The organism is Desulfurispirillum alkaliphilum (genome assembly GCF_055378285.1).
Map to the genome: position 1 here is coordinate 2,443,710 of NZ_AP042405.1, position 15,534 is coordinate 2,459,243.

Sequence of the window (15,534 nt, forward strand, 5' to 3'; positions counted from 1 at the left end):
GACTCCTTATTCCACGATGTCGCCGCGCAGCAGATACTTGCTGGCGGCAACGGTGCTGATAAAACCCATGACGGCAATGATCAGCGCCGCTTCAAAGTAGGTGGTGGTGTCAAAGAAAATTCCCAGCAGGATAAACAGCGCAATGGCGTTGATATACATGGTATCCAGGGCCAGAATGCGATCGGGCAGGCTGGGACCCTTCAGCAGGCGATAGAGGTTCAGCAACTGGGCAATACACATCATGACAAAGGCAATGGGTATGGCGATGCTCAGCATGAGAATATCTCCTTCAGTGGTGCTTCATATCGGGTTTTTATGGCCTGTATTGCCTCCTGCTTGTCAGGAACATTCAGGTTATGCACCAGCAGGGTTTTGCGGTCGGCGCTGACTTCCGAAGAAACCGTCCCCGGCGTCAGGGAAATGACACTGGCCAGTATGGAGATGACCAGGTCATCGGCAGCCTCAAGGGGTATCTCGATGAAATCCGGCTGCAGCTTGCCAATATCGGGCTGGAGTATCAGCCGCACCACGGTAATATTCGCCACCACCACGTCATAGAGAAAGACCACAAAGAAAAAGTGGAAAAACTTGCGGTAGCTTGAGATGCAGGGACGCTCCGGCCAGAATTTGTTGGTAAACAGGGGAATAGCCACACCAAACACCGCTCCGAGCACCACGTGCCCGAATGAGAAGGTATTGTTCAGCAGCAACCACAGAACAATCAGTACAACGGTCATCAGGGGGTGGGGGAGCCACTTACTGGATTTCATCACTGACCTCCCGCGATTTTCATAAGGGCAACGGCATCAGATCCCAGCACAGCACGGATATACTCGGTGGGAGTCGTGATCTGCTGGGACGCTGCGGTGGCAAACTCACTTAAAGGGCCGGCAAACATTACCAGCAACGGACTGATGGCAATCAGGGCAAGCGCGGGGAACGCGTAGCCCAGGGAGAATATGCGCGCATCGGGATGGGGCTTTTTCGTATAGGCATCCTTTCCACCATCATCAAGGGGCAGGACTTTCCAGAAGATAATGCTGCCGGCGCGGCCAATGGCAATCAGTCCCATCAGGCCACCCAGCAGGATAATCGCCCAGATAAAGGCCACTGAAGAACTCTGCTGTACCGCAACCAGCATCATGGCTTTCGCCATGAAGCCACTCAGGGGTGGCAGACCGGCAATGGCGATGGCGCCTGCGAAAAAGAGCAGCCCCAGCAGATGATGCTGGGCCACTGGCAGATCCGGACGCAGGGTGGTGGCCTCGTGAATGCGCTGCTGACGAATCATGTCGGCAACCAGGAACATGCCCGCCGTCACGAAGGTGGTGTGGGGCAGATAGACCAGCGCCGAAGCAATGGCGTCGGCAGTGAAGGTGCCTATTACGGCCAGGAGCGTTCCCACGGAGACCACCACCATATAGGCAATGGCACGGCGCAGGTCACGGGCCGCCACAACGCCAATGGCGCCGCATACCAGGGTGATCAGCGCCACGGGCAACAGCCAGGGCTCTACGAGATTGGCCGCCACGCCGGCATGCTCACCGAATATCAGGCTGTACACCCGCAGGATGACATAGACGCCAACCTTGGTCATAATGGCGAAGAGCGCGGCCACTGGCGCACTGGTAAAGCCATAGGTATTGGGAAGCCAGAAATAGAGGGGCAGCATGGCGGCCTTGAGAGCAAAGACGCTGAAGAGAATCAGGCCACTGGCCTGCAGCAGCGCTGCGTTCTCTTCCCCTGCCAGACTCATGCGCACGGCCAGGTCGGCCATGTTCAGGCTGCCGAGTATGCTGTAGAGCACGCCCACCCCGACCAGGAAGAGCGCGGAACCCAGCAGGTTGATAACCACATAGTGCAGGCTGGCTGCTGTGCGTTTCGCGCCACCGCCGTGGAGCACCAGTCCGTAGGAGGCCAGCAGCATGATTTCAAAGAAGACAAAGAGGTTAAAGATATCGCCTGTCATGAAGGCGCCATTGATCCCCAGCAGCTGCATCTGGAAAAGGGCGTGAAAGTTCTTGCCCAGGGAGTCGGTTCCGCCCATGGCGTAGAGCAGGCAGAACAGTGACAGCACCGCAGTAATGAAGATCATGAACGCGCTGAGACGATCGACCACGAGCACAATACCAAAGGGCGGATTCCAGTCCCCCATGGCATAAACCTGAATGGGCCCAGATGCACTCTGCAGCAGCAGAATGCCTGTAATGACAACCAGCGAAACCGTGCTGAGCAATCCGAGGGAACGTTGCCAGTGCAGGCTGCGATTGACACCCATGACCATGAGGATACCGACGATAAGCGGCAACAGCAGAGGCAGTGCGACAAAGTGACTCATTGGGCGCTCTCCTTCCCGTCAACATGATCGGTTCCCAGCTCGCCTTTGGCCCTGAGGGCCAGCACGACCACAAAGGCCGTCATGCCGAAACCGATGACGATAGCCGTCAGCACGAGCGCCTGGGGCAATGGGTCAGCATAGGCGACCCGGTCCGGGGAAATGACCGCGGGAAGATTGCTGTGAATGCGACCCGAAAAAAACAGAAACATATTTACCGCGTAACCAATCATGGTCAGACCCACCACGACGGGAAAGGTTCTTGCCCTGAGCATAAGATAGACGCCACAGGCTACCAGCAGACCGAGGCAGAGAGATACAAGCAGTTCCATCAGTTGCTCCTCTTTCCTTTTTCCTGTTCCATGGCAGCCGTTGAGACGGTCATGGCATCAGGAGAGTTCATGGACCCGAGTTTTACCAGGATCAGCAGCACCGAGCCGATAACCGTCAGGTACACGCCGATGTCAAAGGCGATGGCACTGGCCACTTCAAAGGTACCCACCAGCGGCCAGGTCAGGTAGGTGAAGGAGCTGGTAAGGAAGGGATAGCCCACAACCCAGCTGCCAAGGCCCGTCAGCACGGCAATCAGCAGACCCCAGGCCATGATGATATGGTTGTCAAAGTTCAGGCGCGGACGCGTCCAGACAATACCACTGGCAATATACTGCAGGATAAGGACGGTCGCCGTAATCAATCCGGCGATAAAGCCGCCACCTGGCTCATTGTGACCACGCAGGAAAATGTAGAAGGAGAACAGCAGCGCCAGTGGCAGCAGCGGTCTGGTGATGGATGCCAGAATAACTGGGAAGCGATCGGAAGACCAGAAGCGGCCAAAGGCATCGGTACGGGGCGCTTTGAGCTCAAGGCCATGCAGCATGGCGTAAATGCCAAGGCCGGCTATGCCAAGAACCGCAATTTCCCCCAGAGTATCAAAGCCCCGGAAGTCAACCAGGATGACGTTCACCACATTGGTGCCGCCTCCCAAAGGTTTACTGTTTTCGAGGAAGTAGGTCGCAATGGTGTCGTAGGGGCGGGTAAAGAAAGCCATCATCAGAGCGGCAATACCCGCGCCCGAGAGGCCGGCGATGGTGATATCACGCCAGCGCCTGGCGGGAGTGGACTCCTGGGGTGTCGTGCGGGGCAGCATGTGCAGTGCCATCAACAGCAGAATAATCGTCACCACCTCTACAGAGATCTGGGTCAGGGCCAGATCCGGCGCCGAGAAGCGCACAAAGGCCAGCGAGACCAGCAGACCCACGGTGCTGAGCATCAGCAGCGACACAATGCGATTGTGATGGGTCAGGACCGTGGCCACCGTCGCGACCACAAGCACGAGAGCCATTACCAGCGTCACTGGATCAATAGCCGTCATGGGGAGTGTGCCGAGGAACGGTGAAGCGCTGCCGAGAAACGGACTGGCTCCCAGTATCAGGGCTGAACCGACCAGCAGCGCCAGATATCGCTGCAATGAGCCGTTTTCCAGAGTTCCGGTAATCCAGCGCGAGCTTTTAACCAGGGCGCTGATAATGGCCTCAAAATTCCCCTTGCCATCAAAGTGGGCATAAAACCAGGTGTGGGCATCAAAGGCCTTGGACTTGAAGAAGTAGAGGGCGGCACCACCGATCAGGGCGATGACACTCAGAGCCAGGGCCATGTTGAAGCCATGCCAGATGGCAATATGGTAGTCGGGCAAGTCGGCACCCAGGATGCTTCCGGCTGCGACATTGACGATGGGGCCAGCCAGCAGGGCCGGGAAGAGGCCGACGGCCACACAGAGCACCATCAGGATTTCCGAAGGCAGACGCATGCCGTGGGGTGGCTCATGGGGCTTTTTGGGCAGATCCTGTGCTTCGCCATTGAAGAACACGTCATGCACCATACGGATAGAGTAGGCCACGGCGAAGATCGCCGCCAGGGTCGCCCCCAGGGGAACAATCCAGGAAGCTGCGCCAAAGAGGTTCGGCTCCAGGGTTTCCGCCAGGAACATCTCCTTGCTCAGGAAACCGTTAAACAAGGGAACCCCGGCCATGGAGGCGCAGCCAACCATAACCAGCGTGCCAGTAATAGGCATATACTTCCAGAGGCCTGCCAGTTTCTTCATGTCACGGGTTCCGGTTTCATGGTCAATGATACCGGCCAGCATAAAGAGCCCGGCCTTGAAGGTAGCATGGTTGAGAATATGGAACACCGCCGTGAAGGCCGCCAGGGGGCTGCCAAGGCCCAGCAGCAAGGTGATCAGGCCCAGGTGGCTGACTGTGGAATAGGCCAGCAGGCCCTTGAGGTCATCTTTAAAAATGGCCATGTAGGCAGCGAACATAAGGGTCGCCAGACCGACGGGAGTGACAATATAAAACCACAGTGAGCTGCCGGAAAGCACGGGGAAGAGCAGGGCCAACAGGAAAACCCCGGCCTTGACCATGGTTGCCGAGTGCAGGTAGGCGCTGACAGGGGTGGGAGCCGCCATGGCGTGGGGTAACCAGAACTGGAAGGGGAACTGGGCCGACTTGGTAAAGGCACCCAGCAGCACCAGAATCAGCATAACCGGATAGAGGGGATGGGCATGCACAATGTCTTTTGCAGCCAGGACATCGGTCAGTTCAAAACTGCCCACCATGTTGCCCAGCAGGATAAATCCCGCCAGCATGGCCAGTCCACCGGCACCGGTAATGACCAGAGCCATGCGCGCGCCCTCACGGGCATCGGTGCGGTAGCTCCAGAAGCCGATCAGCAGAAAGGAGCTGATACTGGTAAGCTCCCAGAACATCACCAGCAGAATCAGGTTTTCGGAGAGGACGATCCCCAGCATGGAGCCCATGAAAAGGAGCAGGTAACTGTAGAAACGCCCCATGGGATCTTCAGCGCTGATGTAATAACGGGCATAGAGGATGATCAGCAGGCCGATAAAAAGGATGAGAAAGGCAAAGAAAAAGCCGAAACCGCTGACACGGAAGGCAAAGTTCAGGCCGATGGCCGGAACCCAGCTCCAGCTGACCAGAGGCATTTCACCGGAAAATACTGCTGGCGCGTGAAGCAGGAGCAGCAACAGTGATAAAGCCGCGATAACACCGGCACTGATGGCATTGGCATTTCGACTCTGAAACAGCGGGGGTATGATGGCCCCCAGGAGAGGCAGCAGAGGAATCAGTGGTAAGCTCATAGTTCCGCAACTTCCATTTCTCAAATTTTTTGGTTATATGTGTTATAAAAAATCTCCAAAACAGCATTACTATGTATAAAGTAACATGGCAAAATGCAAGCAATATCGGCTGAAAATCAACCAATTCACAAATGAAAACACCTTGAAACTAAGGGGATAGCAAACTGACTTCCACAGCAGCCCGTAAATCGAAAAGATGTTCTGTTCTCCTTCATTTCACGAAAAACCTCCTGATATTTTTCTTTCTTTTTCTGCTGGCTCTTTTTCTCACAGGTTGCACCCTCAAGGCACCCCAGGAGCCACCACTGCTCAAAAAATCCACCTGGAATGAACTGAGCGGCCTTGCGGATGATAATCTGACGGAATTCTGGCAGGCGTTTGTTCGCACCTGTCAGCAGGTGCAAACCGACCGCAGCGACTGGACCCACATCTGTCAGGCCACCTCCAGTCAGAACATGGATCAGCGACGTATCCTCGCCTTCCTGCACGAGCACTTCGAGCCGCACCGTGTCAATCCTGCCGCCGCGCAGTCCCGCACCTTGATCACCGGCTACTATGAACCCCTGCTGCAAGGCAGCCTCACGTCCAGCGACCACTTCCGCTATCCGGTACACAGAGTGCCCGAAGATATGCTGCGGGTTGAACTGGGAGTCCAGGTTCAGGGGACCGACCCGCGGGGACGCCTGGAAAACCGGCGTGTTCTGCCCTACTGGACGCGCCGGGACATTGACCAGGGCAAAGCGCACACCCCACAGCCAATCGCCTGGGTTGCTGACCCCGTCGACCTCTTTTTCCTTCACGTACAGGGCTCCGGACGAATTCAGCTGACCGATGGATCTTTTGTGTCCGTAGGATTTGCCGACCATAACGGGCACCCCTATCGCTCCATCGGCAGGGTTCTGATCGACGAAGGAGCCATCAGCCGTGAAGAGATGTCAATGCAGGCCATCAGAGCCTGGCTCAGGCAGAACCCGGAGCGCAGCATGCCGTTGCTGCACCACAACCCGCGCTATATCTTCTTCCGCGAACTCGATCCGCTGCGCAGCCCCCTTGGCAGTGCCGGAGTCGTGCTCACCCCCTGGCGGTCGGTGGCAACCGACCCCGCCTCTATCCCCACAGGCACTCCGGTGTTTCTCCAGACCAGGAACCCGCTCAGCGACGAGCCCATCACAATCCTGACTGTAGCCCAGGATCGCGGGGCCGCCATCAAGGGGCCGGCCCGCATTGACCTGTTCTTCGGATTCGGTCAGGATGCGGAACTGCTGGCAGGTCACATGAAAGAGCAGGGAAATCTCTATATCTTCCTGCCGAAGCAGCCGGGGCCCTGACCACGCATCAGGCGAACAGTTGACAACACTGCGTCAAAGCAGTTACATAAGCCCTTGAATCCCATTTGACCACTCCACGCGAAGGACACTCCATTGAATACCACCCCTGAGCCACATCACGACCGCGAGACCCTCCCACGCCACCTGGGTATCATCATGGATGGAAACGGGCGCTGGGCGCAGCAGCGAGGTATGGAGCGCATTGAAGGACACGCCAGAGGCATGGAGGTGGCTCGCACCATCGTCACCTACCTGGCCCGTCGCCATATTCCCTATGTGACCCTGTACGCCTTCAGTACCGAGAACTGGAATCGCGATGCCGCCGAAGTGGCATTTCTGAATCTTGCCCTCAAGAGCTATCTCGAAGAAGAGATGCCAATCATGATGGAAAACAATATCCGCTTCCGCGCCATCGGCACCATTGACCGCTTCTCGTCTGAGTTGGTGCGCCTGATCAGGGAAGCCGAAGAACGCTCAGCGAGCAATACCGGCACCACTCTGGTGCTGGCCATCTCCTATGGTGGGCAACAGGAAGTTGTTGACAGCGTTCGCAATATCGGCAATAAACTTCTGCAAGGGCATATGAAGCTGGAAGATATCTCTATTCAGACGCTCCTTGAGCACTGCTACTTCCCCGAGCTCGGCGAATGTGATTATATTGTTCGCACCAGCGGAGAGATGCGCTTGAGCAATTTTCTCACCTTCCAGTCCGCGTACAGCGAACTGTATTTCACGCCGACCCTGTGGCCCGACTTCACTGAAACGGAAATGGCAGCGGCGCTGGAGGACTTCACCCGACGCACCCGACGCTTTGGCAAATAATCCCCCTGAGGTACCCATGATTCGCATTGCACCAAGTATTCTCTCTGCCGACTTCGCCCGCCTTGGGGAAGACATCGACCGCTGCACCGGCGCGGATCTCATCCATGTGGATGTCATGGATGGCCATTTCGTACCGAACATCACCATCGGCCCCCCCGTGGTCGCCTCCCTGAAAAAGCACACCAGCGTTCCTCTTGATGTTCACCTGATGATTGCCAACCCACAGCAGTATGTTGAAGCTTTTGCCGATGCCGGAGCAGATCTCATCACACTGCACGCCGAATCCGACGTCCACCTGCACCGGGCGATCCACCAGGTAAAAGCCCTCGGCAGACAGGTTGGCGTTTCCCTCAATCCAGCTACGCCCCTGTGCATGATAGAAGAAGTTCTGCCCGACCTGGACATGGTGCTTATCATGAGCGTCAACCCCGGCTTTGGCGGTCAGAAGTTCATCGACGCCTCACTGGACAAAATCCGTCGTCTGCGCGCCATGATCAGCGCCACAGGCAAGGATATTTCCATTGAAGTTGACGGAGGAGTGACCATGGACAACATCGCCCAGATCCACCGTGCCGGCGCTGACACCTTTGTGGCCGGCAGCGCCATATTCTCCACACCGGACTACGGGCACACCATCAACGCCCTGCGCCAGCAGTGCCGGTGAATACCATGACGTCCCGAATCACGGCCATTGGCATGCTGCTGATCGCTTTGCTGGCAGCTGGCTGCGCCGGAAAAATTTACACCGGAAAAAACTACACAACGCGGGTCACTGAATATATTTCCATGTACCCTTCCGTCACCACCGACTTTCGCGACCACACGCTGGGAGTACTCAACTTCAAACCAGCGCGGGACGCCCAGTTTTCCGGACGCATGATGGGTCTCTCCACCGTGCAGGCCTTTCACCTCAAGCGTCTGTTTTTCGCGGTGGAGGACATTGACTCCAACAGCTGGTTCAGCCTGGAGCCAGGGGCCAATGAAGAGCAGGAGATACGACGCGCCATAGAGTTCGCCCGCCAGGAGCGCTACAAATATATTATCGTCGGTCACGTGCGCTCCTATGTGGATGGTGTCAATGAGTCCCTCATCAACAGTACGGTGCGCCTGGTGCGCGCCTCCGACGGCATGACCCTGTGGTATGGCGATGTGGCCGTGCTCGGGAAATTCAACGCCGGACTCTTTGACAACATGTATCCAAGCCTCAGCCAGCAGGCCCCCAACATGAGCGAACTGGCCCTGATCGCGGGAAAACTGGTGACGGACAAGGTTCACGAAATGTACCGCCCCAAGCCCCCCGACTCGGTAAAACCCCTGCACCTCAAGATCTGGGAAGGATTCACCGAAGACAACGGACAGTGGAAATAGCCCTGGCATAAAACCTGCATGCTCCTCTGTAAAAATCATGAGGAGAGTAATATGCGTGTCTTACTTCTGCTCTTCAGTGCCCTGGCCCTGGTGGGGTGCTCACAGAAAGTTCAGTATACCATTCCCGAGCTCAGTCACGTGGAAGACTATGAAGTCGCCCCCGATGATCGCAGCGTACAAAATGGAAGTCTCTGGAGTGACACCAATGTCACCAGCATCTACTTCCTTGATCAAAAAGCCCGTCGTATCAACGACATCATCACCGTGCGAGTTGTCGAATCCAGCTCGGCCAGTAACAGCGGTAACGTTGCCACTTCCCGCGACAGCTCGGTGAATATGGGAGTCACTTCAGTGCTTGGCAAAGAGCGCGGATCACTGAATCCCGCCGTGCAGGCAAACGCGGGGAACAGCTTTTCCGGTTCCGGGCAGCTCCAGAAAGCCGACAACATCACCGCCACCGTATCAACACGCATCGTCAAGGTACTCAATAACGGCAACATGGTTCTGCGCGGCAAGCGCGAAATCATGATCGACAACGAGAAGCAGGTGCTCTTTGTCAGCGGAGTCATCCGTCCCGAAGATATTGACGCCGACAACACCGTCATGTCCTCCGCCCTCGCCGATGCCCAGATCATGTATACCGGCAGTGGCGCACTGGCCGCTTCGCGCAAGCCGGGCTGGGGCACCACCTTCCTGAACACCATCTGGCCATTCTAGGAGCACGACATGCAACGCATTCTCGACACCCTCTATCTGCTTATTCCCCTCGCACTGGCAGCCTTTCTGATGGTCGCGCCGGTCAGCGCTGGCCCCGTGGCATCGCTGAAGGAAATCGCCACCGTCGAAGGCGTCCGCTATAACCAGCTCATCGGCTACGGTCTGGTGGTTGGACTGGATGGCACTGGTGACGGCAGCCGCACCGGATTCACCAATCAGTCACTGACAAACATGCTCAGCCGCATGGGCATTTCCGCTCATCCCGACGACATTAACGTCGACAACGTCGCTGCCGTCATGGTCACCGCCATGCTGCCTCCCTTTGCCAGTCCGGGAGCCCGTATCGACATCACTGTTTCCAGTATGGGCAACGCCGACAGCCTGCAGGGAGGCACCCTGCTGTTGACGCCGCTGAAGGCTCCCAATGGAGATGTGTACGCCGTCGCCCAGGGGCAGGTGAGCCTTGGTGGCTCCGCCAATGCCGCCCATGCCACCGCCGGCAGGATTGTCAATGGAGCCATTGTCGAGCGCTCCATCCCCTTCAGCCTCGAAGGCCGCAGCAGCATCACCCTGCTGCTCAAGAATGCGGACTTTATCGCCGCCAACAATGCTCAGGATGCCATTAACAACCAATATGGCGAAGAAATAGCCCATGCTCGCTCCTCCGGCGTCATCGAAGTGATCGTGCCGGAAAACCTCAGAAACAATATCCCCCGCTTTATCGCACAGTTGGAAACCATTCCCGTGCAACTCTCCAATTCCGGCAAGATCATCGTCAACGAACGCACCGGAACCATCGTGGTGGGTTCGGATATTCGCCTGAGCACCGTCGCCGTCAGCCACGGCAACCTGACCGTGCGCATTGAGCCACAGTTCAATGACGAAGGAGAAGTGGTTGAACCCGGACGCAACGACCGGGTCGCTCTCTTCGAAAATGGAATAAGCATCGGCAATGTGGTGGATGCTCTCAATCGCATGGGCATGACCGCCGAGGACATGATCGCCATTCTGCAGGCCATGAAGCAGGCAGGTGCCCTCAGCGGTGATCTGGAATTCATCTGACCCGTTGTTGCAGTAAAAAGGGGCCCGACTCAGAGAGTCGGGCCCCTTTTCCGGTATTATGTGAATCATCTTTTACTGTACCGCGCCTATACCCTGTGGATGATCACGCTTGCGCATCTCAATCTGCGTGTCTATAAACTTATAGGGTTTGGGGGTAAAGTAGGCGTATATCCCCAGTGCGGTAAAGAAAATGACCGCCAGAATGAGGAACGTAATCAGCTTTCTGAGCTGACGCCTGGTCTGTTTTACTTCTTGATCTTTCTGCATGCCACACCTCCTGAGCAACCACAGAATTCCTGCTATTTCCCGCACTTTTCAAGCAAGTCGGCTATCTTCTCCAGAAGCTGTGGCAAATGTACCGGCTTGCTCTCGAAGTCACTGCAGCCGACCTCAAAGGCCCGGCGTCTATCCTCAGGCAGAGCGTGGGCTGTCAACGCCAGCACCGGGATATGAGTGGTGCGCTGGTTATCGCGGATTCTGCGCGTCGCCTCCCAGCCATCCATAACCGGCAGGCTCATATCCATCAGGATCAGATCGGGCTGATGCTCGGTGGCCTTCCGCAAACCCTCCGCTCCATCACCAGCCGTGATGACCTCATATCCTTTGCGGGTCAGGCGCCTGGTCAGCATGTCACAGTTCAGTTCATTGTCCTCGATGAGGAGAATGGTCGCCATGGCGACTCCTTCCTGAGGTTTTCTGGCACTATAATACCTTCCACGGTAAATGGGAAGCTATAGGGCGTACTTTTTCACAGATTGCAGACCGCTTACGGTAACGCTGTTTTATTGAACGGGAAATGCCTGAGCACTGAGTGCCTGCCTGGCGCCATACAGGACAGATTATCAACCCTTCAGGGAATGACTGATTGACAGTTCATAAAAAGCTGCCCTATATATAATTGAGAAGTAAATTTGGTCCCCGATGTTGCAAAATTATGAAGGAGGAGACTATGACTTTCAGAAAGTACCTGAAACGGGCACTGGTAGGCACTGCCGCCGTTGCCATTTCACTGACCTTTGCATCCAACGTTTCGGCCCAGCGTTCACAGCAGCAGTTTGTCACCATTGGAACTGGTGGAGTAACAGGTGTTTATTATCCGGTAGGCGGCGCTATCTGCCGTCTGGTCAATGCCAATCGCGCTGACCATGGTATCCGCTGCACCGTGGAATCAACCGGTGGTTCTATTTTCAACCTCAACAGCATCCGCGCCGGCGAACTTGACGTGGGAATTGTACAGTCCGACTGGCAGTACCATGCCTATCACGGCACCAGCCGTTTCTCCGATGCCGGCCCCAACAAAAATCTGCGCGCCCTGTTCTCCATCCACCCTGAAGCCTTTACCGTGATCGCACGCAAAGACGCCAACGCCACCAAATTTGCTGATCTTCGCGGCAAGCGCGTGAGCATCGGTGACCCTGGCTCAGGACAACGTGCTTCCATGGACCTGCTGTTGGAAACCCTTGGCTGGGATCACTCCGTGTTCAGCGCCACCTTCGACCTGAAGGCAGCTGAGCAATCCATCGCCCTGTGCAATAACCAGATAGACGCCATGGTCTACTTTGTCGGTCACCCCAATGGTTCCATTCAGGAAGCCACGACCACCTGCGACAGTGTTATCGTTGAAGTCGCCGGTGAAGCGGTGGAAAAGATGATCGCCGAGCGTCCCTACTACCGTACTGCCACTATCCCCGGCGGCATGTACCGCGGCAACCCCAATGATGTACAAACTTTTGGCGTTGGAGCTCTTCTGGTCGCGTCCACCAACGTCCCCGAGAACGTGGTCTACCAGATGGTCAAGTCTCTCTTTGAAGGCCTTGACCAGTTCAAGCGCCTGCACCCGGCCCTTGAGCACCTGGATAAAGAATCCATGGTCTCCGATGCCATTGCCATCCCCCTGCATCCCGGTGCGGAAAAATACTTCCGGGAAGTCGGACTCATCAAGTAATCACCAACTGGGGGAGCACATGCTCCCCCGCTTTGATTCCGCTTCTTTTCGCAAGGCTATTCTCAATGGCTTTACGAAAGTGAGCCAGCAATCAAATCTCTGCTGACACTCGCATCTAAGTCTTGAATCTGCGCACGAAAGGGACCCTATGACACCAGCCAAACAGCCACCCACTCCTGAGGAGCTGGAGCGGATCACACAATCAGAGACCGGAGGCCGCCAGCCAATGGGAATCCAGGGGAAAATCATCTGGACCGTGGCGTTGACATGGTCGCTGTTTCAGCTCTGGTATGCCTCGCCCCTGCCATTTGCGCTGGGTTTCGGGGTCTTTAATACCACCGAAGCACGCTCCATCCACCTTTCCTTTGCGGTATTTCTGGCCCTGACAGCTTATCCGGCCCTGAAGAGCTCGCCCCGCGACTCCATCCCCATACTCGACTGGATACTGGCCATCGCGGCAACCATGAGCGCCAGCTACCTCTACTTCTTCTATGACAGTCTGGCGACCCGTGCCGGAGCTCCCATCACCCAGGATCTGGTGGTGGCCGTTATCGGCATTATCCTGCTGCTGGAAGCAACGCGACGCTCGCTGGGGCTCCCCCTGATGATCGTAGCCATTGTCTTTCTCGGTTATACATTTTTCGGCCCCTATATGCCGGAACTCATCTCCCACCGGGGTGCCAGCCTGGGACGCACCATGTCCCACCAGTGGCTGACCACTGAAGGGGTCTTCGGCGTGGCCATTGGCGTATCCTCAAGCTTTGTGTTTCTCTTTGTCCTTTTTGGCTCTCTGCTTGAGCGAGCTGGGGCCGGAGCCTACTTTATTAAAGTCGCCTTCTCCCTGCTGGGACACATGCGCGGCGGACCAGCCAAAGCCGCCGTGGTTGCCTCCGGCTTCAGTGGCATCATTTCCGGTTCTTCCATAGCCAATGTGGTCACCACCGGAACCTTTACCATTCCCCTCATGAAACGGGTCGGCTTCCCCGGCACCAAGGCGGGCGCCATCGAGGTTGCGGCCTCTACCAATGGCCAGCTGACACCTCCCATCATGGGCGCTGCGGCATTCCTGATGGTGGAGTACGTGGGAATCTCCTATCTGGAAGTCATTAAACACGCCCTTCTGCCCGCCATCATCTCCTACATCGCCCTCATCTATATCGTGCACCTGGAAGCCGTCAAAGCCAACATGAAAGGCCTGCCCCGCACGGCTCAGTCCTCCATGGCCCGCAGCGCGCTGTCCTTTGTGGGAACCTTCCTGGGTATGTGTCTTCTCTCCCTGCTGGTCTATTACGGGGTGGGCTGGACCCGCGATGTTTTCGGTCCCGTGGCCTCCGTGGTGCTGGCCGTGGCCATGGGCGTGGCCTATGTCGCGCTTCTGCGCGTGGCTTCCCGTTACCCTGACAGCGGCGAGGAACTGTCGGTGGAGTCCCTCAAGGAAGTCCCGGCCCTCAAGCCCATTCTCCTTTCCGGACTGCACTTCCTGCTGCCGGTCTTTGTCCTGGTATGGTGCCTGATGGTGGAGCGTTTCAGCCCGGGCCTTTCCGCCTTCTGGGCCACCACCTTCATGGTCTTTATCCTGATTACCCAGCGACCTGTACTGGCCTTCTTCCGCCGCTCCGGCGATATTGTACCCGCCGTGTATCGAGGCATTGATGATCTGTTCAGCGGCCTGGTTACCGGCGCGCGGAACATGATCGGCATCGGCGTGGCAACGGCTACCGCCGGCATCGTGGTGGGCACCGTGACCCTGACCGGTATCGGACTTGTCATGACGGATCTGGTAGAATTCATCTCCGGTGGCAACCTTATGCTCATGCTGATCTTTACGGCGATCATCAGTCTGATTCTGGGGATGGGCCTGCCCACCACTGCTAACTACATCGTCGTATCCACCCTGATGGCTCCGGTCATCGTGGCCCTGGGCGCACAACACGGCCTCATTGTGCCCCTGATCGCCGTCCACCTCTTTGTCTTCTACTTCGGGATTCTGGCCGACGACACTCCACCGGTGGGACTGGCGGCCTATGCCGCTGCCGCCATATCACGCAGCGATCCCATTGCCACCGGCATCCAGGGCTTCACCTACGATATGCGCACCGCGATCCTGCCCTTTATGTTCATATTCAATACACAACTGCTGCTGATTGACATCCCAAACATCTGGGAGCTGATCTTTACCGTGGCAGGTGCCATTGGCGCCATGCTCACCTTCGCCTCCGCTACCCAGGGATACTGGATGGTGAAGAATCGCCTGTGGGAATCCCTGGTCATGCTGGTGGTTGCTTTCAGCCTCTTCCGTCCCGGATTCTGGATGGATATGGTCTACCATCCCATGACCAAACTCGACCCGGTGCACATTGCCGATGTTGCCGAGAAGGTGCCTTCCCATGACACCCTGCGCATGCGCGTGGCTGGTGAGACCTTTGACGGCCGCGAATTTGATCGCATCATCCTGCTGCCCCTGGGAAAAAAAGGCGCCGATGGCATGACGCGCATTGAAGAGACGGGCCTTATACTCCACACCACCGACGACCAGCGGGTTATCGTGGACATGGTGGTCTTCGGCAGCAAAGCGCAGCAGATGGGCTTTGACTTTGACTGGGAAATCCTCTATGTGGAGCGCGAAGAGGACCAGCCACCCAAGCACCTGATGTTTATTCCGGCCATTGCTGCCATGGTGGCAATAGGCATGCTACAGCGCAGACGCCAGAAACTGCAGGCCACCTGATCAGGACGAACACTGCAGGGCAGAAGGGTACTCCTCTTCTGCCCTGTTTGTATTTCCCTTCCACCGTGCTAC

16 protein-coding genes are annotated in these 15,534 nt (G+C 56.7%); 8 read left to right on the plus strand and 8 right to left on the minus strand.

Annotation, left to right across the window (positions count from 1 at the left end; genetic code table 11):
• Nucleotides 1–6 precede the first annotated feature (6 nt).
• The 6 genes from ACZ46I_RS10985 to ACZ46I_RS11010 form a co-directional block, all read right to left on the minus strand.
• Complete coding sequence (locus tag ACZ46I_RS10985) at nt 7–276, minus strand: K+/H+ antiporter subunit F (RefSeq protein WP_226508977.1); 270 nt, start codon at nt 274–276, stop codon at nt 7–9.
• Nucleotides 270–770, minus strand: coding sequence for a Na+/H+ antiporter subunit E (locus tag ACZ46I_RS10990; RefSeq protein WP_013505806.1), 501 nt, complete (start codon nt 768–770; stop codon nt 270–272). The genes ACZ46I_RS10985 and ACZ46I_RS10990 overlap by 7 nt, the downstream gene beginning before the upstream one ends.
• Nucleotides 770–2,338: a monovalent cation/H+ antiporter subunit D gene (locus ACZ46I_RS10995; protein ID WP_464280806.1), complete on the minus strand. Its 1,569-nt coding sequence runs from the start codon at nt 2,336–2,338 to the stop codon at nt 770–772. The genes ACZ46I_RS10990 and ACZ46I_RS10995 overlap by 1 nt, the downstream gene beginning before the upstream one ends.
• A complete protein-coding gene (locus ACZ46I_RS11000) occupies nt 2,335–2,667 on the minus strand; it encodes a Na+/H+ antiporter subunit C (protein WP_013505804.1) in 333 nt (110 codons plus the stop codon). Before ACZ46I_RS11000 ends, ACZ46I_RS10995 begins: the two co-directional genes overlap by 4 nt.
• Nucleotides 2,667–5,492 carry a monovalent cation/H+ antiporter subunit A gene (locus ACZ46I_RS11005; RefSeq protein WP_464280807.1) on the minus strand — a complete coding sequence of 942 codons (2,826 nt, stop codon included), beginning with the start codon at nt 5,490–5,492 and terminating at the stop codon, nt 2,667–2,669. Before ACZ46I_RS11005 ends, ACZ46I_RS11000 begins: the two co-directional genes overlap by 1 nt.
• A 125-nt stretch (nt 5,493–5,617) precedes the next feature.
• Entirely contained in the window at nt 5,618–5,920 is a 303-nt protein-coding gene (locus tag ACZ46I_RS11010) for a hypothetical protein (RefSeq protein WP_464280808.1), read from the minus strand.
• Between the two features lie 27 nt (nt 5,921–5,947).
• Between ACZ46I_RS11010 and mltA the strand changes: the two genes are divergently transcribed.
• From mltA to ACZ46I_RS11040, 6 genes are all read left to right on the plus strand, one after another.
• Nucleotides 5,948–6,820, plus strand: a complete 873-nt coding sequence (mltA, locus tag ACZ46I_RS11015) for a murein transglycosylase A (protein ID WP_464280809.1) — start codon at nt 5,948–5,950, stop codon at nt 6,818–6,820.
• Between the two features lie 93 nt (nt 6,821–6,913).
• Nucleotides 6,914–7,642, plus strand: a complete 729-nt coding sequence (gene uppS, locus ACZ46I_RS11020) for a polyprenyl diphosphate synthase (protein WP_013505801.1) — start codon at nt 6,914–6,916, stop codon at nt 7,640–7,642.
• A 16-nt stretch (nt 7,643–7,658) separates the two neighbouring features.
• The gene (gene rpe / locus ACZ46I_RS11025) at nt 7,659–8,306 is read left to right on the plus strand and encodes a ribulose-phosphate 3-epimerase (protein WP_464280810.1); all 648 of its coding nucleotides are present in this window, start codon (nt 7,659–7,661) and stop codon (nt 8,304–8,306) included.
• 5 nt (nt 8,307–8,311) lie between these two features.
• Complete coding sequence (locus tag ACZ46I_RS11030) at nt 8,312–9,010, plus strand: hypothetical protein (RefSeq protein ID WP_464280811.1); 699 nt, start codon at nt 8,312–8,314, stop codon at nt 9,008–9,010.
• A gap of 51 nt (nt 9,011–9,061) precedes the next feature.
• Complete coding sequence (locus ACZ46I_RS11035) at nt 9,062–9,727, plus strand: flagellar basal body L-ring protein FlgH (protein WP_464280812.1); 666 nt, start codon at nt 9,062–9,064, stop codon at nt 9,725–9,727.
• Between the two features lie 9 nt (nt 9,728–9,736).
• Nucleotides 9,737–10,789 (plus strand): flagellar basal body P-ring protein FlgI, encoded by a 1,053-nt coding sequence (locus ACZ46I_RS11040; RefSeq protein ID WP_464280813.1) that lies wholly within the window; start codon nt 9,737–9,739, stop codon nt 10,787–10,789.
• Nucleotides 10,790–10,861: 72 nt separating this feature from the next.
• Here ACZ46I_RS11040 and ACZ46I_RS11045 read toward each other — a convergent pair whose 3' ends face one another.
• The gene (locus ACZ46I_RS11045) at nt 10,862–11,056 is read right to left on the minus strand and encodes a hypothetical protein (protein ID WP_464280814.1); all 195 of its coding nucleotides are present in this window, start codon (nt 11,054–11,056) and stop codon (nt 10,862–10,864) included.
• Between the two features lie 32 nt (nt 11,057–11,088).
• Nucleotides 11,089–11,463, minus strand: coding sequence for a response regulator (locus tag ACZ46I_RS11050; protein ID WP_464280815.1), 375 nt, complete (start codon nt 11,461–11,463; stop codon nt 11,089–11,091).
• 275 nt (nt 11,464–11,738) lie between these two features.
• Here ACZ46I_RS11050 and ACZ46I_RS11055 point away from each other — a divergent pair, with 275 nt between their 5' ends.
• Together ACZ46I_RS11055 and ACZ46I_RS11060 are read left to right on the plus strand one after the other, a co-directional pair.
• Nucleotides 11,739–12,734 carry a TAXI family TRAP transporter solute-binding subunit gene (locus ACZ46I_RS11055; protein WP_013505794.1) on the plus strand — a complete coding sequence of 332 codons (996 nt, stop codon included), beginning with the start codon at nt 11,739–11,741 and terminating at the stop codon, nt 12,732–12,734.
• Nucleotides 12,735–12,882: 148 nt separating this feature from the next.
• Nucleotides 12,883–15,462: a TRAP transporter permease gene (locus ACZ46I_RS11060; RefSeq protein WP_464280816.1), complete on the plus strand. Its 2,580-nt coding sequence runs from the start codon at nt 12,883–12,885 to the stop codon at nt 15,460–15,462.
• Nucleotides 15,463–15,534: the final 72 nt, after the last annotated feature.